The following is a 20529-nucleotide window of genomic DNA, read 5'->3' as shown; positions in this document are numbered from 1 at the left end:
GGTTCGGTTCGGTTCGGTTCGGTTCGGTTCGGTTCGGTTCGGTTCGGTTGCCATAGTTTTACCTTGATTTTCAGTTGATTGGAGTGTCCGCAGGCTGCCAGGGAATAGGGCGGCCTGTTTTTTTATGTTAGATGTGTCCCCGGTGCCGGTCATGTGTTTTTTCACGCGCCGACGGCGTCCACGACGGAGAGGCTCTGTTGTCCCCAAACGGGGCGGTTGATGGCAACGACCGCGTCAGGCGGGTAAATATGCAGGTTTTTGTCATGTGAAACTGACGGATGATTGTGCGCATAGCCAGGCCACCGTTTTCCCCGCCCGTTACGACCGTGGCTGCGTGTCTATACCGACGCGAGCCGGTCGAGCAATTCCGGCAGGGCGACGCGGCGGTGTCCGCAAAAGCCGCTGACGGTGGCCGCGCTGAGCAGGGCATCGCGCACGGCGTACTCGGTGCCGTCGGCAGCGGCGCGGAAGTAGTCGTCCAGGGCGCTTTCGGGGTGAAGGCGCGCCCCGCTGCGGTCGGTGCTGAATGCGAGGTTGATGTCGCCCGAGCCGTGGCCCCAGTGGCTGCCCAGCCGTCCCAGCCCCGCACCGGCACGTTTGGCGAGGCGGGTCAACTGGCGGGCGTCCAGCGGTGCATCGGTTGCCATGATGGTGATGATGGAGCCGCGCTCGGCGGGCGCGGGTGCCGCGTCCAGCGCCTGTTGCAATGCGTCGCCGCAGGGAATGCCGTCCAGGCGGATATCGGGCAGGCGGCCGAAGTTGGCCAGCACCAGCAGGCCGAGGGTGTGCGCCCCGACGCGGCGCGAGGCGGTGCCGATGCCGCCTTTGAGGCCGAAGCAGCTCATGCCGCGCCCCGCGCCGACGGCACCGCGCGCAAAATCGGGCTGCGCGGCGGTGAGTGCCGCCGCCGCCATCGCTTCGCTGACGGCAAGGCGCTGGATGTCGTTGAGGTAGCCGTCGTTGCATTCGAGAACGACAGGGTTCACGGTCGCGCTTTCACGGCCGATGTCGGGGTTTTCCGCAACGGCGTGTTGCACCAGGGCGGTGTAGCAGGTGCCGACGCTGAGGGTGTTGGTGAGCAGCAGCGGGGTTTCGAGGGTGCCGAGTTCGGCTATCTGGATGAGGCCGGTGCTTTTGCCAAAGCCGTTCAGCACGGCAACACCGCAGGGCAGCGGATCGGTGAACAGGTTGCCGCCTGCGGGGATGATGGCGGTCACACCGCTCTGGCAGTCGCCATCGGCGAGGGTACTGTGGCCGACGCGCACGCCGGGAACGTCGCTCAGGCGGTCGTGGGGGCCGGTGGGCAGGTTTCCCGGCGGCAGGCGGCGGTGGCGGCGCCAGTAATCCAGCAGCAGTTGCAGGCGGGCTTCGTGGTAGGTGGTCATGGGGCGGTCTCCGTTGCGGGTTTGCGGTATAGCTTACGCCGTTGGCACCGCCCCGGTCTGCCGAAAAAACGCGGCAATGTCGCGTGTCAACATTCCGATATAGTCGTTGCAAACAGGAAAGAGGCGAGGCGGCGAGCCGGAGACAGTGCCTGGTTCGGCGCGGGTTTCCCGTTTGCAACGACTATAACGTGCGTTGGTGCCGCTTCCCGGCCTGCTTTCCGGGATTGGTATAAGATGCAGGCGACCCGTTGGCTGTCCGGCAGCGTTCGTCGCCGGGGAAATGCTGCTTTCCCGCCCGGTGCAACGGGTGTTGTTTTGCCGCCGCTTCCGGCGTGTCGTGCCGGCGGCCTGTCTCAACCGGAGTTTTTCATGCGTGCTTTTTTGCTCATCGATATTCAGAACGACTTTATGCCCGGCGGTGCCCTGCCGGTCGCCGACGGCGATGCCGTCATCGCCCCCGTCAATGCCCGCATGGGCGATTATCCGCTCGTTATCGCCACGCAGGACTGGCACCCCGCAGGGCATGAGAGTTTTGCCAGCGCCCATCCGGGGCAGGCACCTTTTGCCACGATTGACCTGCACGGCCTGTCGCAAACGCTCTGGCCGGATCACTGCATCGCCGGCAGTACCGGTGCCGCCCTGCATCCGGCGCTCGATACCCGCCGCATCGCCGCCGTTTTCCGCAAGGGGATGGACAGGTACATCGACAGTTACAGCGCGTTTTTTGACAACGGCCACCGCCATGACACCTGCCTTGCCGCCTACCTGCACGCCTGCGGCGTGTCGGACATCGACATCGCCGGGCTCGCCGCCGATTATTGCGTTTATTACAGCATTCTTGACGCGCTGGCGGCGGGCTTTCGTGTCCGCCTGATTGAGGAAGCCACCCGTGCCATTGACCCGCAGGGTTACGCGCAGAAGAAGGCGGAATTGTTGCAGCATCCGGCGTTCTCGCCGGGCTGACCCGCAGCCACCGCTTGCCCATAAAAAAACCGGCGGGTTCATCAGCCCGCCGGTTTTTTTGCGCTTCGCCTCAAAGTGCCATCACGGCTTCGAGTTCGATTTGCGCGTCCCAGGGCAGGGCGTGCACGGCGAGGGCGATGCGTGCCGGGTAGGGTTCGTGGAAGTAGGTTTTCATGATTTTGTTGACTTCGGCGAAGTGCTCCATGTCGAGCAGGTAGATGTTCAGCTTGATGATGTCGCCGAGGCCGCCGCCCGCCGCTTCGCACACGGCTTGCAGGTTGCTGAAGACGCGGTGTACCTGGTCGGTGAAGGCGTGTTCGAGTTCCATCGTCGCCGGATTGATCGGGATTTGCCCGGCGAGATAGACGAGGTTGCCGGTGCGCACGGCTTGCGAATAGGGGCCGATGGCGGCCGGGGCTTTGTCGGTGTGGATGATTTGTTTTGTCATGGTGTGGGTTCCTTGTGGGTGATGCGGCGGATGCGGATGGTTTCTTCGAGCTGGCGCAGGCGGTGGATGAGCTGCGTCAGGTGTTCGAGGTCGCGGACTTCGATCCAGACGGTGAGGTTGCGCCGCTGTTCGTCGCCTGCGGCGTGGTTCATTTGGAAATCGGTGATGTTGGCTTCGCTGTCGGCGATGATGCCGCTGACGCGGGCAAGGAGGCGCGGGTGGGCGTAGGCGATGATGTTGAGTTCGCTGGGGAAGAGGCCCTTGCGTTCGTCCGCCCAGGCGGCGGCGATGGTGTGCGCGGCGTTTTCGAGCAGCGGACAGTCGCGGCTGTGGATAAGGATGCCGCTGCCGGCGACATTGTGGCCGGTGATGGGTTCGAGCGGCAGCGGGTGGCAGCAGGGCGCGAGGGTGATGCCGCTTTCAAAGGCGCTGCGGACGAGGATTTTTTGTTCGCCGGCGGCGGGTTGTGCGTTTTTGCCGGGCGCGGTGGCGGCGTTTTGCCGCGCGAGGCGGTTCAGGTAGCGGTTGATGCCGATGTGCGCTTTGCCGCCGGGGATAGTGAATTGCAGCCAGCTGTTGTGCGGGTGCGCGTCCGGGGCGGTGAGGATTTCCACGGTCTGCGCCATTTTCAGCGGTTTGTAGATAGGATAGGGCTGGCCGTTGACTTTGGCACCGACGATGTGGTTGCCGATTTCGGTGTGGATGGTGTAGGCGAGGTCAACCGGCGTCGCCCCGTGCGGCAGGACGATGATGTCGCCTTTCGGGGTGTAGATTTGCATTTCCCCGGTGACGAGTTCTTTTTTGACGGCGTCGTAGAATTGCAGCGGGTCGTCGGTGATGTTCTGCACTTCTTTCAGGCGCGACAGCCATTCGCGCATGTTTTTTTCGGCTTCGATGCTGCGCGCCTCGATTTTCACGGCGCGCTGTTTGGCGTACTGGTGCCAGACGGAGATGATGCCCGCTTCGGCGAGGGTGTGCATGTCGCGGGTGCGGATTTGCACGTTGAGTACGGTGCCGTCGCCCATGACGGCGCTGCTGTGCAGGGAGCGGTAGCCGTTGCTTTTCGGCGCGGCGATGTAGTCTTCAAATTTGCCGTGCACGGGGCGGTAGAGGCCGTGCAGTGCGCCGAGGATGCGGTAGCAGTTGTCTTCGCTGTCGGTGATGATGCGGATGGGCACGGTGCGGATGGCTTCCTTGAAGCTTTCTTTGCGCTTCATGCGCTGGTACACGCCCCAGAGGTGGCGCTGGCGGGGGTTGATGGAGGCTTTGATGCCGAGGGTGTGCAGGCGGGCTTGCAGGTCGCCCCGCACAGCGCTCAGGGTTTGTTCGTGGGTGTTGTCTGCGGCGTAGCGCTGGCGCAGCACGGCGTAGCGCCACGGATGCAGGTAGGAAAAGGCGAGGTCTTCGAGCTGGATGCGGAAGTAGAAGAGGCCGAGGCGGCCGGCGATGGCGGCATAGACATCCAGCGTTTCGTGGGCGATGCGCTGCTGTTTTTCCCGGCGCAGGGCACCGAGGGTTTGCATATTGTGCAGGCGGTCGGCAAGCTTGATGATGAGGACACGCGGATCGTCGGCGGTCGCCAGGAACATTTTGCGGAAGCTTTCGGCGACGGCGGCCTGCGGCGCGGTTTTTTTCAGGCGGTCGAGTTTGCTGACGCCATCGACGAGGCGGGTCACTTCTTCGCCGAATTCGGTCGCCATGTCCTTTTTGTCGAGGATGGTGTCTTCAAGGACATCGTGCAAGAGCCCTGCTTGCAGCACGGGCAGGTCGAAGCGCTGTTTGGCGAGGATGCGGCAGACGGCAATGGGATGAACGAAGTAGGGTTCGCCGGACTGGCGGCGCTGGCCTTCGTGGGCGGCCGCGCCATAGATGGCGCAGCGCAGGACTTTGTCGATGTCTCCGGGGTCGAGGTATTTTTTCAGCTCGACGGCGAGGTCGTCGTAAGCCGCTTGCAGGGTGGCGGCGCCGGTGAAAACGCCGAAAGGCTGATATTCGAGGGCAAGCGGCGCGTTCATGATTATTCGCCGCGTGCGGGTTTTATCACGCCGTCGTCATCGTCTTCATCGTCCACGATGATGGTCGGTGTCGGGGCGACGGGTGCCGGGGCGGGGGTGATGGGCTTGGTGCTGCGCAGCAGGCCGTCAATGGTGGTTTTTCCTTCCTGGATTTCGCGCAGGGCGACGACGGTAACTTTGTCGTGTTCGGGCGGAACGAGCGCCTGGTGGCCGTTGGCGATTTGCCGCGCCCGCCGGGAGGCGGCGAGGACGAGGCGGAAGCGGTTGTTTTCATCTTTGAGGCAGTCTTCTACGGTAACGCGTGCCATGGGTTCCTCTTGATTGGGTACGGATTAAGGGTCAGTCATTCTAGCAAGTTAATGTCTGTTCGGGGGAGGGCTGTGCGCGGGAATGCCAACCCCCTTCGTGCACGGCAAAAATAAAGACACCTCCCCGCGTGCGGGGGAGGTGTCCGAAGGATGGAGGAAGGCAGCCAGGCGGCGTGATTGCAGGGTTTTATAGTCGTTTCAATTAGAACTGATACGGTGTTGGCGAGCCTGACCGGGCACCCATAAAAATCGCTGCGCGATTTTTATGGGAAACCCGCGCCGTACTATCTGTACTGTCTTCGGCTCGCCGCCTTGTCTCGGTCCTATTTGAAACGACTATATCGCTACGCGGCTTTCTAACCCTCTCCCCCGATGGAGGAGGGGCTTTTGGTCGTGTCCGAAGAGCAATCCCAAGAAATAAAAAGGCTTTTGTCGGGCAGGCGGTGGGGCGTGCCGCTCAGATGACTTTGGAGAAGCGTTTGGCGTTTTCCGCCTTGTTGAGATAAGCGTCGAAGACCATCGCGATGTTGCGGATGAGCAGGCGGCCCAGCGGCAGGACGGTGAGGCGGTGGCCGTCCAGTTGCACGAGGCCGTCGGCGGCGAGCGGTTGCAGCGCCTGCCATTCGCGGGCGAAGTAGGCGGGGGCGTCAATCTGCCGGCGCGCGCTGACAGCGTCGAGGTCGAGGCGCAGGTTGCACATGATGTCGGTGATGACGTGCTGGCGGATGTGGTCGTCCGCCGTCAGTTCGATGCCGCGCAGCACGGGGATGCCGCCGCCGTCCAGCGCTTTGTAGTAGCGGCTGCGCGCTTTTTCGTGCTGGCTGTAACAGCCGCCGAGCATGCTGATGGCGCTGATGCCGAAGCCGAGCAGGTCGCAGGCGGAGAAGGTCGAGTAGCCCTGGAAGTTGCGGTAGAGCGTGCCTTCGCGCTGGTGGCGGACGAGGCTGTCGTCCGGGCGGGCGAAGTGGTCGAGGCCGATAAATTCGTAGCCGTCCGTGGTGAGGGTTTCGATGGTGGTTTGCAACAGTTGCAGTTTGCCGGCGGCGTCGGGCAGGTCGGCGGCGTTGATTTGTTTCTGCGCGCCGAAGATGTGCGGCATGTGCGCGTAATTGAAAACGGCGAGGCGGTCGGGCGCCAGTTCGCCGATTTGTTCCAGGGTGCGGCGGAAGCTCGCCACGGTTTGCAGCGGCAGGCCGTAGATGAGGTCGGCGCTGATGCTGTGGTATCCCGCTTCGCGCGCCGCGACGATGGTATCGCGGACGTGTTCGAAGGACTGGATGCGGTTCACCGCTTTCTGCACACGCGGGTCGAAGTCCTGCACACCGAAGCTGACGCGGTTGAAGCCCAGTCCGCGCAGGAAACCGAGGTCGGCCGGGGTGACGGTGCGCGGGTCGATTTCGATGCTGAATTCGCCTTCGTTGTCCGCAGCGAAATGCGGGAAATGGCGGTGCAGCATGGCGAGCAGGCGCTGCATCTGCGTGTGGTCGAGGAAGGTGGGCGTGCCGCCGCCAAGGTGCAGCTGGACGACGCGGCGCTTGCTGTCGATATGCGCCGCCTGACGGGCGATGTCGCGTTCGAGGTAATCGAGGTAATCGTCGGACTGGCCGTGGTTGTGGGTGATGATTTTGTTGCAGCCACAGTAGTAGCAGACGTGTTCGCAGAAGGGGATGTGGACGTAGAGCGAGAGGTCGCGTTTGCTCGCGTTGCTGGCATCAAGATGACGGGTGTAATCGGCGGCGGTAAAGCGGTCGTGAAATTCGACGGCGGTCGGGTAGGAGGTGTAGCGCGGGCCGCTCTGGCTGTATTTCTGGATCAGCGCGGCGTCAAAGTATTGGCTCATGGCGGGTGGTCGGTGGGAATGGCATGCGCGCGATTGTAGCAAGCGGCGGGCGGCGCGGCTTTGACCTGGGCCAGTTGTGCGCGCAAAAAAACCGCCCCGGAGGGCGGTTTTTTGTCGGTCATCAGACCATCAAGCGGCGTGTTACTGGATGTTGATGGTTTGTGCCGCCTGGCGCGCGTGTTCTTCCGGGCGGTACATATTTTCCAGGGACGCGCCGGGGGCGTGCCAGGTGCCGGCGCCGGTCGTTCTGCCGTAGATGGTGTAGCTGAACGGTTGCGGTTTGCCGTAGGCGGTGAAGGCGGCGATGTGGCGGTCGTCGCGGTTTTCCCGGTACTGGTAGCGCATGACGCTGTCGTCTTCGTCATCCCCACCGGCGTCGTTCGGGTTATCGCGCAGGGCGCTCAGTTTGATGCCTGCCGGAACGGGGTAGGTGTAGATGAGGTCGCTCTGGCTGCCGCTGTTATCCGCGAGTTTCGGGGTGAAGGTCGCGGTGATGCTGATGTCGGTGTTGTTCGGCAGTTTGGCCGGATCCAGCACGGTGCCGTTTGCATCTTCATAGCGCAGGGTGATTTCCCAGCCGTTGTTGTCCGCTTTGTCCGCAGGCGGGGTGTGCAGGTCTTGTGCATCCAGCCATAGGGCGTCTTTACCCGGGTTGGTGATGCGCACCGCGCCGTTGTATTCGCCTTTTTCGAGGTCGGCGAGGGTCGCTTTTTTGCCGTTGATTTCGATCGGGGTGTCAGCGGCAAGTTTGGGCGCGAGAGCGGCAAGGCGCACCAGCCAGGCGAGTTCCTGGGTGCTGTGGTAGCGGTCATGCGCGAGCGCGGTAGCGAGTTTGTCGCGCTCGATGTCGCGCAGGCGGCTGATGGTTTTTTGGGTTTGCTGCGGGTCGTTGCTGATGTTTTGCCACAGGACTTCGAGTTGTTTCAGGCGGACGAGGTTGTGCGCAGCGAGGCTGGTCGCGCTGCCGTAGACATAGGTCGCCGCATCATCGTCCATGCTGCTGCCGGCCAGACGTTCGCTCGCGGTTTGGTATTCGCCGAGCAGGGCAAGGGCGGTTGCGATGTCGAGGCTGTCGCTGAGGCTGAGTTTGTCGCCAGCTTCACGGTGGTAACGCAGGAGGTTGCCGCGTATGGGCTCTTCGGCGTATGCCAGGGTGTAGTAGGCGTAGCTGTCTTCATGCGCGGTTTCAGGGCGGTAGCTGCCGTCATTGCCGCTGCGCAATTGTCCGAGCAGGCGGGTGAGTTGTGAGGGGTTCAGCAGTTCCTGGCGTTTTTGCAGCTGGATGAGGGCTTCGCCGATGTAGGCGGTGAGCCAGCGGTTTTCTTTGCCGTAGCCCCACAGGCTGTAGCTGCCGTCCCAGTGTGCAAGGTTGGCCAGGCGGTTTTCAGCGGCATGGATGGCGTCACGGTCGGCTTTTTCGGCGCCGATGAGTCCCCACAGTTTGCCGGTGGTTTGTTCGCTGCAACCCAGCGGGTAGTCGGCAAGTTGTTGTTGGTACGGCGTCGGGTTGTAGGGGATGCCGTTGTTCAGACTGAGGCGGGCGTCACGCAGGTCGCTGTATTCGAGGGTAGCGCCACCATCCAGGCGTTGGTACTGGGTGCGCACTTGCGGCAGGGCAGCTGCACGGATGGGGATGCGCCGTTCGAGGCTCTGGGTGTTGTCACCGCTGATTTCTGCCTTGATGTGGGCATCGCCGCTCGCGGTAACGCGGTAGGGATAGCTGAGGGTGACGGTCTGGTCGGGCTCGAGGGTGGTTTCCGGAATGGCTTCGCCCGCGAGTTCGAGGTTGTCGGCAGTCAGGTTGATTTTGAGGTTCTGCGCTTTGTCGGTGGTGTTGTGCAGGCGCAGGGTGAAGGTGCCGCTGTCGTCCGCGCTCAGGAAGCGCGGGGTGTGCAGTTCGGCGACGACCGGCGCTTTGATGATGGCGGTTTCTTCGGCGGTGCCGGTTTTGTCTGCGTTGTAGGCGGCGGCCATGACGCGCAGGCGGCCGTTGTAGTGCGGCACAGGCATGGTGTAGTTCACGTTGCCGTCGGCATCGACTTTGAGCGGCCCGCTCCACGCGCTGATGAGGTCGATATCGAGATCAGGCAGGTCGGCAAGAGCCGCGAGTTCACTGGCGGCAGCACCGTCAGCACCGCTACGCAGGGCGGCAAGGCGGGCGTCGGTCTGACGGATGATGCTGCCGAAGGTGTCGTAGAGGGCGAGGGTGGGTTGTTTTTTGCCGAAGAAGGCTTCGAGCGGGTCGGTGAAGCTCGGCGCGGCGATTTGGTAGAGGCCGTCGTCAATGATGGCGAGGTTGACCCAAGTGTTGTCGCCCGCTTCGGGGACGTAGACGCCGACGGTGTAGGGTTGTTCTGGCAGCGGGTTTTCCGGCAGTTTGAGTTGCGGCACGAGACGACGGTCAGCCAGGTCGGCACCGACCCAGTAGAGGCCGACGGCGCGGCGGTTGTGGTCGCGGGCGTTGTCGTTCCAGGCGTTCGCCAGCAGCCAGACGCCTTGTTCCCAGTTGTCTTGCCACGGGATCTGGATTTGGCCTTTGCCGTTTTTGAGTTCGAGTTCGTGGTTTTCGGCGATGCTGTCACGGCTGGCGACTTTGACGGTGGCTTTGCCGTCAAACGGGGCTTGTACGTTGACGGTGAGGGTGTCGCCTTTTTTGTAGGTCGGCTGGTTGGTGGCAAGCGTGATGGTCGCCGGGCTGTTCTGGTTGGGGTCGCCGTACCAGCCGCGTGCGATTTCGAGGCTGGCAGCGCTGGCCGGAGTTTTACCGCGCACTTCGAGGACGTAGATGCCGTCGCCGTCAAAGGGCAGGTCAAGGTTGGCCGGGGTTTTGCCGTCGGTGTTGATGCTGCCTTTTTTCAGCGGTTCGCGGCTGTCGTTGTTTTCGTACTTCCACTCGCCTTCGCTGTTGTACCAGTACCAGTTGCGTTCGACGCGGTAGAGCGTCCATTCGAGGGTATCGGCTTGTTGGGCGCCTTTGTCGTCGATGGCGGCGATTTGTGCGCCGTTTTCGCCCGCTTTGAGGGCGATGTAGGGAGCGGTGCGCGGCAGCGGCGCGGTTTGGTTGGCGCTGATGGTGCTGCCATCCGGCGCGGTGAGGCGGACTTCGGCGTAGAGGGCTTGCGGGCGGGTACCGGCGGGGCGATCCAGTGCCCCGATGGTGATACGGCGTTTGCCGTCTTTGTCGGTGTCGCCGTTTTCGATTTTCTGCTTATTGCCACTGAGTTCGGCTTCGTCGTGGCGGCCAATCTGCCAGCCCGTCCATTCGTTGTGGGTTTGCGCGAAGTCGTCGTCGGTAATACGCCACTGGCCGTCGGTCAGGAGGTTGGCGGCAGGCGCCCCGTAGAGCCAGTCGGCGCTGTAATCGAGTTCGGCTTTGTTTTCTTCGGCTTTGACGGCGAGTTTGTTTTCGATTTGTTGCGGGACGATGCTATCCACGAGGTAGGTTTCGTCCACAACGGTGGTGCCGCCTTTGCCGAGGCTGATGCGGATGTTCCAGTTACCCAGGCGCGCGGTGGCGGGGATTTCGGCGCTGTAGCGGTAGGCGCCGCTGGCGTCAGCTTCCAGCAGCTGGCTGTGCACCAGGGTGCCGTCCGGACGGTAGATGTCCAGCCACAGTGGGGTATCGCTGAAGGCTTTGCCGTCCGGGGTTTTGAGGAGCCACAGGGCGTTGATGGTGTCTTTCGGGCGGTAGGCGCCGCGATCGTGCCAGGTCCAGTGGTCGAGGGTCGGGTTGGCTTGTTTGTCGCCGTTTGCGCCTTTGTCCGAGAGGTCAATGCCCTGCCCGGCAACACGCAGGTAAGCGAGGTGGTGCTCTTTCTGGCTGATGATGTGGCTAGGGGCATCCGCGTCTTTGCCGCTGGTTTGCGCGCGGGTGAAGCGGGCGATGCCCTGGCCGTCGGTTTCGGCTTCGCCGAGGATGCGGTTGTTTTGCGCGTAGAGGGTGACTTTCTGATGGGCGACGGGGGCGCTGGTTTTCAGGTCGCGCAGTTCGGCGAGGATGCCGTCGCGGGTCTGGTAGGCAGTCAGCCCCTGGTCGGTGACGGTGAAGCCGAGCAGGGCGCTCTGGTAGCTGTCTTCGTCGCGCACGCTGAGGACGTACACGCCTGCACGGGCATCGTCCCCCGCCATGTCTTTGAAAGCGAGGCGGCTTTGCGTGATGGCGTTGCGCTCGCTTTTTTCCGGTTCAAAGCTGCCTTTCCAGATGAGGCTGGCGTTGTCGTTGAGGTCGTATTCTTCGAAGCTGTCTGGGTTATCAATGGCGTTGTGCGCGTCGCCGGCAAGGTTGTTACCGGGAATTTGCCACAGTTCGACGTTGATTTTGCCGCCGGTATTCGCGGTTTCGATGGTCAGCGCAGCGTCCGGGGTGAGTTCGAGGGTTTTGCCACGGGTAGCGAAGCGCACCAGCGGCGCGCGGTCACCGGTGTCGATAGTGCGTTCAACCGCCATGCCGAGTTCCATGTGGTTTTGGGCGGCGAGTTTGGGATCGATTTTGAAGGTGTATTCGGTCTGCCACTGGCCGGTGTAGCAAAGTTTATCGCCGGCGTAGCGGCCTTCGCCTTCGGGCGCGGGGGTAACGCTAATGTACTGTTTCCAGTTTTGCAGCGGTTCGGCGAGGACGGGGTTAGTGAATTCAAGGCAGATACGCGGTTTGTCCTGGTTTTTGTCGCTGTCGATGTTGCTCAGGTTGAAGGCGTAGCGCTCGCGCAGGTAGTTGTATTGTTTGCGCTGTTCGTCGCTGTACTGGTCGCGCAGTTTGTCGAGGGCGGCAATGGCAAACGGGACGCTGTCGCTGTCGTCCTGCATGATGGCTTCATAGAGGGCGAGGGTGTCATCAAGGTAGGCGGTCTGCGAACGGCGCACATCCGGCGAGGCGGCAAGCAGCGCGCGGTAAGCGGTTTCCTGGGTGTTGTCGCCATATGCGCTGCGGTCGATGAGTTTGGTCAGCAGTTCGGCGGGGTTTTGCAGGCGGGCGTAGGTTTTGCTGTCGGACGCGCCTTTTTTCACTTTGCTGTATTTGGCACTGGCCAGCCAGGCGCGGATGTCATCATTGGCGAGTTTGGCGACAGGACCGCTGCCTTTTTGCAGATACTGGTCAATATCAGCTTCGGCTTTGGTACGGGCGGTTGCGAGGGCTTTGTCATCCCAGCGCGGTGCGGCGTGGGCGGTGATGGCAAGGGCAGCGGCAATGGCAGCGGCAAGGTGGGTTTTGAAGTGCATGTGTTATGTCCCGTTAGGTATGTGAAAAACGGCGCGGATTTTAGCAAATCCGCCTTGTTTTTGAGGATGTGTTCGGGCGGGCGGCCGCGTTCACGCCTCGCCGTCTTCAAGCTGCATCCAGCGTTCCATCAGGGCATCGAGCTGCTGCTGCGCCGCTGCCAGCGCGGCGAAGCCCGCCTGTTGCGCGTCCTGCGGCTGCTGATAGAAGCCCGCTTCCTGCACGGCGGCGGTGAGGCGGGCGATTTCCGCTTCCGCCGCTTCAATCTGCGCGGGCAGGGCTTCGAGTTCGCGCCGGTATTTGTAGGAGAGTTTGCCGCTGCGTTTGTCGGCAGGCGGGGCGGCGGCGGGTTTTTCCGCTGTTTTGACGGCAGGCGCAGCGGCTTCTTCCAGTTGGGCGATGTCGCCGCCCTGTTGCAGCCAGTCGCTGAAGCCGCCGACGATTTGCTCGATTTTGCCTTTGTGACGGTTGAACACCCACAGGCGGGTGACGACGGCATCAAGGAAGGCGCGGTCGTGGCTGACCAGCAGCACCGTGCCAGGGTAGTCCGCCAGCACTTCTTCCAGCAGTTCCAGAGTTTCGATGTCAAGGTCGTTGGTCGGTTCGTCCAGCACGAGGACGTTTGCCGGCTGCGCGAAAAGGCGCGCCAGCAGAAGACGGGCCCGTTCGCCGCCGGAGAGCGCGCCGACCGGGGTGCGCCAGCGTTCGGGCGGAAAGAGAAAATCTTGCAGGTAGGCGGCGATGTGCTTGCGCTGGCCGTTCGTTTCGATGTAGTCCCGCCCCGCGCCGACGCTGTCGCGCAGGGTTTCTTCGGGATCAAGCTGGGCGCGCAACTGGTCGAAGTAGGCGACTTCCAGTTTTGTGCCGTGTTTGAGACGGCCTGCCGTCGGCGGCAATTCGCCAAGGAGCAGGCGCAGCAGGGTGGTTTTGCCCGCGCCGTTCGCGCCGACCAAGCCGATTTTCTCGCCGCGCTCGATGATGTCGCTGAAATCCTGCACCAGCGGCGCGCCGCCTGCGTGGGCGAAGCTGAGGTTTTCGGCGACGATCACCTGCCGCCCGCTGCGCTCGCCCGCGTCCAGTTGCAGGTTTGCCTTGCCCTGCCGCTCGATGCGCGCGGCGCGTTCGGTGCGCATCGCTTTTAGCGCGCGCACGCGGCCTTCGTTGCGGGTGCGCCGCGCCTTGATGCCCTGGCGTATCCAGATTTCTTCTTCGGCAAGTTTCTTGTCAAAACGCGCCTGCGCTTCGGCTTCGGCGTGTTGCGCTTCCTCGCGGGTGCGCAGGAAGCGGCGGTAGTCGCTTTTCACGTCGAGCAGGCGGCCGCGATCCAGTTCCCAAATGCGGTTCGCGACTTTTTCGAGGAAGGCGCGGTCGTGGGTGACGAAAACGACGGCGCCGGCAAAATTATTGAGCAGGTTTTCCAGCCAGATGATGGCGCCCATATCGAGGTGGTTGGTCGGTTCGTCAAGCAGCAGCATGTCGGGACGGGCAACCAGCACCCGCGCCAGCCAGACGCGCCGCCGCCAGCCGCCGGACAAATCCGCCATCTGCGTCGCGCCGTTGAGATCGAAGCGTTGCAGGATGCCGTCGATACGGTTATCCAGCTGCCAGCCGTCTGCCGCCGCCACCGCCGCTTCGAGACGGGCGAGTTCATCGGCATCATGCTCGTCATGGGCGGCAAGCAGGGTTTGATAACGCTCGACCAGCGCGGCAGTTTCAGCCAGCCCGTCGCGCACGACTTCGCGCACCGTGCGCGCGTCCGCTGCGGGCGGGTCTTGCGGCAGATAGGCGATGCGCACGCCTTCGCTGATGCGCAGGCTGCCGTCATCCGGCATCTGCGCCCCGCGCAATACATTGAGCAGGGTGGATTTGCCCTCGCCGTTACGACCCAGCAGGGCAACGCGCTCGCCGCTTTCCAGCGAGAAGTTGACGTGGTCGAGCAAGGGCCGCCAGCCAAAGGCGAGCGAGAGGTCCTGGGCGGTGAGGAGGAGCATGGGGCGTTCCTTATTGAGTAGGGAGGTCTTTTAACAGCATCTGCGCCGTTTCGTCGCCTTGTGCAGCGGCTTTGTCTAACCAATACCTCGCCTTTTCCGGGTCAGCGGGAAGCCCCTCGCCTCTTAGATAAGCAAAGCCGAGGAGGATTTGTGCGGCGAGATGACCTTGTGCGGCAGACTTTTCTAACCATTCCCGCGCTTTTTCCGGATTAGCAGTAACATCCCTGCCTCTTAGGTATCTTTCACCAAGATCGGTTTGTGCATTAACAGCACCTTGCTGTGCTGCTTTTTCCAACATGGACAAGGCGTGGCGATACCACTCACCCGCTTTTTCCCGATCTTTACTAACACCGTAAAAACCTCCTGCGTAAGCGTTTGCCAAGTCAAATTGAGCCCTCGTGTCCTCTTGGACAGCAGCTTTCTCCCACCATGCCAGTTGTCCTGCCATATCTTTCTTTTCCTCATACAGGAAATTACCAAATTCGTATTGTGCAAACGGATGGCCTTTTTCTGCGGCTTTTTTCAGCCATTTACCACCTTCTTTGCGATTTTTTTCTATCCCTAATCCATCGCGATATGTAACGCCCAAGAGATATTGCGCTTCGGCATCCTGGTGTAGCGCCGCTTGACGCAGGCTTTTTTCCGCCTGCACAAACCATTTTTCCGCTTCAGCAGTATCTTTTTTTACCCCTACACCATGAAGAAAGGCGCGACCTAACCGAAATTGTGCATAACCATCACCGGCTTCCGCCGCTTTGTTGTAATGCGCAATCGCCTCGGCCATATCGCGTTTACCCAGTTCACCAAGGGCATACATCGTGCCAATCTTGGCTTCGGCACGGGCATTGCCCTGCTCGGCGAGGGTTTTATAGAGCGCGTAGGCTTCCTTGTAATCGGCATTGCGGCGGGCGGTATCGGCCTTTTGCAGGGCGGCGGCAGTCGCGGCGGTGGCGGAGACTGCCGGTACGGCGGTGTCGGCGGCGAGCGCCATGTCGGCAGCGAGCAACGCGGCGGCGAGGAAGAGGGGACGGACAGACATGATGGACTCCTTGTGGGTCAAGAAAAACGGGAGGTGGTGTGCCGCTCAGATGATGCCGCTGCGGGCAGCGGCGTAGCGGGCAAAACGCAGCAGCAGGGCGGCGGCGTCGGGATGTTCGGCGCAAACGGCGGCGCTGATGGCGTCCGGGTCGCGGCCCGCTGCGCTGATGACATCGCGCCTGCCGTCGATATGGGCGCGGATGGCGGCGGCATCGAATTCGGGATGGAATTGCACGCCCCAGGCGTGGGCGCCGATGCGGTAGGCCTGATGCGGGTCGTGTTCGTTGGCGGCGAGGCGGGTTGCCGTTTCAGGCAGGCGCAGCACGGACTGGAAATGGGTAACGTTGGCGGTGAAGTGTGCGGGCAGGGCGGCGAAGATGGGATCGTCGTCGCAGGCGGGCAGGCGGGTGATGGTCGCGCTGCCGATTTCGAGCCCGCGCGGGTTGTCGCCGACTTCGCCACCGCAGGCGTCCGCCAGCAGTTGGTGGCCGTAGCAGATGGCAAACACGGGCAGCCCGGCGGGCACGGCGTGTTGCAGCCAGCGGCGGGTGGCTTCGCTCCACGGCTGGCGTTCCGGCACCATGTGCGCCGAACCGCTGAGGATGACGCCCGCTGTATCGCTAACGGCGGGCAGCGCCTCGCCGCCGATGATGTCGAGCACGCGCACGGGGTGTTGCATCGGCGCGATGGTGCGCGCGATCCAGTCGCTGTACTGGCCGAGGCGGGCGATGATGTCGGGCTTGGGCGCGCCGAGTTTGAGGATGATGAGGGGTTTCATGCAGCTTCTTTTATGTATGAAAAACCCCCGTCTGGCGGGGGTGGATTAGGCGGCGATGGGGTTGTGCTTATTGGGCAGCAGGTTGAGCGACTTCACGCTCAACGAGGCCGTCAACCGTGACATCTACACGACGGTTTTGTGCACGGCCTTCGGCGGTTTTGTTGGTGGCAACCGGGTTGCGTTCACCGTTACCGTAGGATTCGATCAAAGACTGCGGTACGCCGTTTTCCACGAGGTAGTTGGCAACGGTGTTGGCACGACGTTCGGACAGTTTCTGGTTGTACGCGTCGGAGCCTTTGGAGTCGGTGTTACCGACAACGGTAATTTTCTGGATGTTCGCACCACGCTGGTTCAGGTCGCCTGCGAGTTGTTGCAGGGCTTCTTTACCGGCGGGTTTGAGGTTGTATTTGTCGAAATCGAAGTAGGTGTCGGCGGCCAGGGTGATGGTTTCGGTTTGCTTGACCATTACAGGCGGTTCCACCGGCGCAGGCGGTTGAACGCCGCAACCGGTCAGGCCCTTGTTGGCATTGACGGTAACGCATTCGCCCCAACGGTTTTTGACCAGATCCCCACCGGCGGAAGTCAGGTCTTCGTTTGCAGGCAGATCTGCAAATGCCGGTGCTGCACCGGCAGCAAGTACGGCAACTGCAATCAGTTTTTTAAGTTTCATATACTTCTCCCATAACAAAACTTGCAAGTTAATGTTAAGAACTTGGTGGACGGCTGCCCGTCCAAGATTGACGGCACCCCTGCCCACGAACAGGCAAGAGGTACCCATCCGCGCGCCATGATACGGGTTTTGTTGCAAAAATGCAAAGGCAAATGCGGTAAAAGCAACACCGCAGGCGGCGTTTTGTTGTAGAAATGACACGAAACGGGGCGTATCCGCATTCATGTTAAAATATGCGCCGTTTGCCCCGCCCTGCGGGCGTTTTTACGCTACAAGGTAGAGAAATACATGAGCGAATTTGCCAAAGAAGTGTTGCCGGTCAATCTGGTGGATGAAATGCGCAGCTCCTATCTGGACTACGCGATGAGCGTCATCGTCGGGCGCGCCCTGCCGGATGCGCGCGACGGCCTGAAACCGGTGCACCGCCGCGTCCTCTTTTCCATGCACAAACAGGGCAACGCCTGGAACAAAAAATACGTCAAATCCGCGACTATCGTTGGTGACGTGATGGGGAAATACCACCCGCACGGCGACAGTGCCATTTACGACACCCTGGTGCGCATGGCGCAACCCTTCTCGCTGCGCTACCCGCTGGTGGACGGTCAGGGCAACTTCGGCTCGATGGACGGCGACCCGCCCGCCGCTTACCGCTACACCGAAGCGCGCATGGCGAAAATCGCGCACAGCCTGCTCACCGACATCGAAAAAGAAACCGTCGATTTTGCGCCGAACTACGACGGCAGCCAGCAAGAACCCGTCGTCCTCCCCGCCCGCCTGCCGCATCTGCTGGTCAACGGCAGCTCCGGTATCGCCGTCGGCATGGCGACCAACGTCCCGCCGCACCACCTCGGCGAAACCCTTGACGCCTGCCTCTACCTACTCGACCACCCCGCCGCCGACACCGCCGCGCTGATGCGCTACATCCCCGGCCCCGACTTCCCCACCGGCGCGCTCATCAACGGCGCACGCGGCATCCGCGAGGCCTACGAAACCGGGCGCGGCCGCATCTACATCCGCGCCAAAACCCACATCGAAACCGACGACCACAGCGGCAAACAGACCATCGTCGTGGACGAACTGCCCTACCAGGTCAACAAAGCCAACCTGCTCGGTAAAATCGCTGACCTCGTCAAAGAAAAGAAAATCGACGGCATCAGCGCCCTGCGCGACGAATCGGACAAAGACGGCATCCGCATGGTGATCGAACTGCGCCGGGGCGAAGTCGCCGAAGTCATCCTCAACAACCTCTTCCAGCTCACCCAGCTGCAAGTCGTCTTCGGCATCAACATGATGGCGCTGGTCGGCGGCCAGCCGCGCCTGCTCCCGCTCAAAGAAGCGCTGAACGTCTTTCTCGCGCACCGCCGCGAAGTCGTCACCCGCCGCACCATCTTCGAGCTGCGCAAAGCCCGCGAGCGCGCCCACATCCTCGAAGGCCTCTCCATCGCGCTTGCCAACATCGACGAAGTCATCGAACTCATCAAACAATCCAGCGGCCCCGCAGAGGCCAAAGACGCCCTGCTTGCAAAAAGCTGGGCGGCGGGACAAGTCGTCGATATGCTCGCCCGCGCCGGCGCCGAAAACTCGCGCCCCGAAGGGCTTGCCAAACAATACGGCCTGCATGATGGTGCCTACCGCCTCTCGCCCGAACAGGCGCAAGCCATCCTCGACCTGCGTCTGCACCGCCTGACCGGCCTCGAACAAGAAAAAATCCTCGACGAATACCAGCAAATCATCCACGAAATCGAAGCCCTGCTCGACATCCTGCAAATCCCCGAACGCCTGCTGGAAGTCATCAAAGAAGAACTGCGCGACATCAAGAACCAGTACAACGATGTGCGCCGCACCCAAATCCTCGACACCCACCTCAACCTCTCGCTCGAAGACCTCATCGCCGAAGAAGACCGCGTCATCACCCTCTCGCACGAAGGCTACATCAAGGCGCAGCCGCTTTCGGACTACGAAGCGCAAAAACGCGGCGGCAAAGGCAAGTCGGCGACCGCCGTCAAGGACGAAGACTTCGTCGAGCAACTCATCATCGCCAACACCCACGACACCATGCTCTGCTTCACCAACCGGGGCAAAGTGTACTGGCTGAAAGTGTATGAATTGCCGCAAGCGGGGCGCAACGCCAAAGGCAAACCCATCGTCAACCTTCTGCCCTTCGAGCCGGGCGAGCGCCTGAACGCCGTGCTCACCACCCGCGAGTACCCCGAAGACCGCTACCTTATCTTCGCCACCCAAAGTGGCACCGTCAAAAAAACCCCGCTGTCCGACTACTCACGACCGCGCAGTATCGGTATCATCGCCATCAACCTGCGCGCAGACGACGAACTCGTGGACGTCGCCCTCACCGACGGCGGCCGCGACATCATGCTCTTCTCCGACGCCGGCAAAGCCGTGCGCTTCCCCGAAGCAAGCGTGCGCAGCATGGGGCGCGACGCGACCGGCGTGCGCGGCATGAACATTGACGACGGCCAGCGCGTCATCGCCCTCTGCGTCGTTGCCGACAGCGGCGACATCCTCACCGTCACCGAAAACGGCTACGGCAAACGCACCCCGATTGCCGACTACCCGCAAAAAGGACGCGGCACCAAAGGCGTCATCTCCATCGCGTGCAGCGAACGCAACGGCCGCGCCGTCAGCGCCCTGCAAGTGCAAGAAGACGAACACATCATGCTCGTCACCGACAACGGCACCCTGGTTCGCACCCGCGTCGCCGAAATCAGCACCAGCGGCCGCAACACCCAGGGCGTGCGCCTCATCCGCACCAGCGGCAGCGAAAAACTCATCGCCGTCGCCAAAATCGTCGCCGAAGGCGAAGACGACAGCGGCGAGGGTGCAGGCACAAATACGGACGAAAACGCAGAATAAAAAAGCGGGCGCAAGCCCGCTTTTTCAAACGTTGGAGACAGGAATGACCATTCCCAAATATGACGAGCTGCTGCACCCCATCATCCAGTGGGCAGCCGACAAACCCGCATGGCGAATAACAGATCTTATCGGGCCCCTGGCCAAAGCATTTCATCTCGGAGAGGCAGAAATAGCGCAACCATACCAATCAGGACACCCAAGACCCATATTCCGTGACCGTATCTCCTGGGCAGTCAGCCTGCTTTACCGCACCGGCTTATTGGATAAAGCATCCAGAGGGCATTATCTGCTTGGCGAAGAAGGGAAAAAACACATTCATAAAACAGCGGCAGCATTGCGTACCTATGCCAAAAACAAAGATAAAAACAGGCAACAGCAAAAAAACGCAAAGCAAGAGGCAGCCAGAGAAATAGAAGAACAAACACCACAGGAATTACTCGATGCCGCCTATAAATCCATTCGCCAGGAAATCTACGACGACATTCTTGATACCATCCTCAGCAAAACCCCGACTGCCTTTGAGAAGCTGGTCATACAGCTTCTGCAAAATATGGGATACGGTGGCGAAATAGAAGAAGCCGCCCGTGTCACGCAGCAAAGCAGGGACGGCGGCATTGACGGCGAAATAAAAGAAGACGTGCTGGGACTGGGGCGCATCTACATCCAGGCCAAACGCTACAAACGGGATACTACTATCGGCCGCCCCGAAATCCAGACTTTTGTTGGTGCGCTATCCGGCGTCCGCGCGGATAAAGGCGTATTTATGACGACCGCGAGTTACAGTAAAAGCGCCATAGATTATGTACAAGGACTGCACAACCTCCGCATTGTCCTGATTGATGGCATGAAACTCGCGGAATACATCTATGATTACAACCTGGGAATGCAAACTGAGCAGATATTCAGTATCAAGAAAATGGATACGGACTTTTGGGATGAATGGCAGAATGATAATGGGTGATTCTTCCTGCTTTTTGCAAACCGTGCGGGAATTGCCATCAGTCGGC

The 20529-nt window shown here is 61.4% G+C and carries 14 protein-coding genes; 3 read left to right on the top strand and 11 right to left on the bottom strand.

The genetic code is table 11. From position 1 onward, the window contains the following. Positions 1-338 precede the first annotated feature (338 nt). Complete coding sequence (locus tag Q0562_RS07025) at positions 339-1385, bottom strand: P1 family peptidase (protein WP_298642989.1); 1047 nt, start codon at positions 1383-1385, stop codon at positions 339-341. A gap of 369 nt (positions 1386-1754) precedes the next feature. On the opposite strand from Q0562_RS07025, the gene pncA reads away from it, so the two are divergent. Then, positions 1755-2348: a bifunctional nicotinamidase/pyrazinamidase gene (gene pncA, locus Q0562_RS07020; protein WP_298642986.1), complete on the top strand. Its 594-nt coding sequence runs from the start codon at positions 1755-1757 to the stop codon at positions 2346-2348. A 70-nt stretch (positions 2349-2418) separates the two neighbouring features. Here the strand turns inward: pncA and Q0562_RS07015 are convergent, their stop codons facing one another. The 10 genes from Q0562_RS07015 to Q0562_RS06970 form a co-directional block, all read right to left on the bottom strand. Continuing rightward, a complete protein-coding gene (locus Q0562_RS07015) occupies positions 2419-2796 on the bottom strand; it encodes a RidA family protein (RefSeq protein WP_298642984.1) in 378 nt (125 codons plus the stop codon). Further along, complete coding sequence (locus Q0562_RS07010) at positions 2793-4811, bottom strand: RelA/SpoT family protein (protein WP_298642981.1); 2019 nt, start codon at positions 4809-4811, stop codon at positions 2793-2795. Before Q0562_RS07010 ends, Q0562_RS07015 begins: the two co-directional genes overlap by 4 nt. Positions 4812-4813: 2 nt before the next feature. Beyond that, complete coding sequence (gene rpoZ, locus Q0562_RS07005) at positions 4814-5119, bottom strand: DNA-directed RNA polymerase subunit omega (RefSeq protein ID WP_298642978.1); 306 nt, start codon at positions 5117-5119, stop codon at positions 4814-4816. 457 nt (positions 5120-5576) lie between these two features. Continuing rightward, entirely contained in the window at positions 5577-6959 is a 1383-nt protein-coding gene (hemN, locus tag Q0562_RS07000; RefSeq protein WP_298642976.1) for an oxygen-independent coproporphyrinogen III oxidase, read from the bottom strand. After that, complete coding sequence (locus Q0562_RS06995) at positions 6956-7081, bottom strand: hypothetical protein (RefSeq protein ID WP_298642974.1); 126 nt, start codon at positions 7079-7081, stop codon at positions 6956-6958. The genes hemN and Q0562_RS06995 overlap by 4 nt, the downstream gene beginning before the upstream one ends. A 19-nt stretch (positions 7082-7100) precedes the next feature. Continuing rightward, entirely contained in the window at positions 7101-12176 is a 5076-nt protein-coding gene (locus Q0562_RS06990) for an MG2 domain-containing protein (protein WP_298642972.1), read from the bottom strand. A 90-nt stretch (positions 12177-12266) separates the two neighbouring features. Then, positions 12267-14165, bottom strand: a complete 1899-nt coding sequence (locus Q0562_RS06985) for an ATP-binding cassette domain-containing protein (protein ID WP_298642969.1) — start codon at positions 14163-14165, stop codon at positions 12267-12269. A gap of 10 nt (positions 14166-14175) precedes the next feature. After that, on the bottom strand, positions 14176-15204 hold the full coding sequence (locus Q0562_RS06980; protein WP_298642966.1) for a tetratricopeptide repeat protein: 1029 nt from the start codon (positions 15202-15204) through the stop codon (positions 14176-14178). Positions 15205-15249: 45 nt separating this feature from the next. Continuing rightward, positions 15250-15981, bottom strand: coding sequence for a glutamine amidotransferase (locus tag Q0562_RS06975; protein WP_298642963.1), 732 nt, complete (start codon positions 15979-15981; stop codon positions 15250-15252). A 67-nt stretch (positions 15982-16048) separates the two neighbouring features. Beyond that, positions 16049-16651, bottom strand: coding sequence for an OmpA family protein (locus tag Q0562_RS06970; protein WP_298642960.1), 603 nt, complete (start codon positions 16649-16651; stop codon positions 16049-16051). 288 nt (positions 16652-16939) lie between these two features. Here Q0562_RS06970 and gyrA point away from each other — a divergent pair, with 288 nt between their 5' ends. After that, positions 16940-19522, top strand: a complete 2583-nt coding sequence (gene gyrA, locus Q0562_RS06965) for a DNA gyrase subunit A (protein ID WP_298642957.1) — start codon at positions 16940-16942, stop codon at positions 19520-19522. Positions 19523-19565: 43 nt separating this feature from the next. Continuing rightward, a complete protein-coding gene (locus Q0562_RS06960) occupies positions 19566-20483 on the top strand; it encodes a restriction endonuclease (protein WP_298642955.1) in 918 nt (305 codons plus the stop codon). Positions 20484-20529 lie beyond the last annotated feature (46 nt).

It is taken from the genome of uncultured Cardiobacterium sp. (genome assembly GCF_938028825.1).
Classification (GTDB): Bacteria; Pseudomonadota; Gammaproteobacteria; order Cardiobacteriales; family Cardiobacteriaceae; genus Cardiobacterium.
This window is presented reverse-complemented; position numbering and strand designations above follow the sequence as displayed.

What these genes read in the sequence shown, in the direction of transcription:
- Q0562_RS07025 (WP_298642989.1), bottom strand. Translation starts at nt 1,385, where the DNA reads ATGACCACCTACCACGAAGCCCGCCTGCAACTGCTGCTGGATTACTGG.
- pncA (WP_298642986.1), top strand. Translation starts at nt 1,755, where the DNA reads ATGCGTGCTTTTTTGCTCATCGATATTCAGAACGACTTTATGCCCGGC.
- Q0562_RS07015 (WP_298642984.1), bottom strand. Translation starts at nt 2,796, where the DNA reads ATGACAAAACAAATCATCCACACCGACAAAGCCCCGGCCGCCATCGGC.
- Q0562_RS07010 (WP_298642981.1), bottom strand. Translation starts at nt 4,811, where the DNA reads ATGAACGCGCCGCTTGCCCTCGAATATCAGCCTTTCGGCGTTTTCACC.
- rpoZ (WP_298642978.1), bottom strand. Translation starts at nt 5,119, where the DNA reads ATGGCACGCGTTACCGTAGAAGACTGCCTCAAAGATGAAAACAACCGC.
- hemN (WP_298642976.1), bottom strand. Translation starts at nt 6,959, where the DNA reads ATGAGCCAATACTTTGACGCCGCGCTGATCCAGAAATACAGCCAGAGC.
- Q0562_RS06995 (WP_298642974.1), bottom strand. Translation starts at nt 7,081, where the DNA reads ATGACCGACAAAAAACCGCCCTCCGGGGCGGTTTTTTTGCGCGCACAA.
- Q0562_RS06990 (WP_298642972.1), bottom strand. Translation starts at nt 12,176, where the DNA reads ATGCACTTCAAAACCCACCTTGCCGCTGCCATTGCCGCTGCCCTTGCC.
- Q0562_RS06985 (WP_298642969.1), bottom strand. Translation starts at nt 14,165, where the DNA reads ATGCTCCTCCTCACCGCCCAGGACCTCTCGCTCGCCTTTGGCTGGCGG.
- Q0562_RS06980 (WP_298642966.1), bottom strand. Translation starts at nt 15,204, where the DNA reads ATGTCTGTCCGTCCCCTCTTCCTCGCCGCCGCGTTGCTCGCTGCCGAC.
- Q0562_RS06975 (WP_298642963.1), bottom strand. Translation starts at nt 15,981, where the DNA reads ATGAAACCCCTCATCATCCTCAAACTCGGCGCGCCCAAGCCCGACATC.
- Q0562_RS06970 (WP_298642960.1), bottom strand. Translation starts at nt 16,651, where the DNA reads ATGAAACTTAAAAAACTGATTGCAGTTGCCGTACTTGCTGCCGGTGCA.
- gyrA (WP_298642957.1), top strand. Translation starts at nt 16,940, where the DNA reads ATGAGCGAATTTGCCAAAGAAGTGTTGCCGGTCAATCTGGTGGATGAA.
- Q0562_RS06960 (WP_298642955.1), top strand. Translation starts at nt 19,566, where the DNA reads ATGACCATTCCCAAATATGACGAGCTGCTGCACCCCATCATCCAGTGG.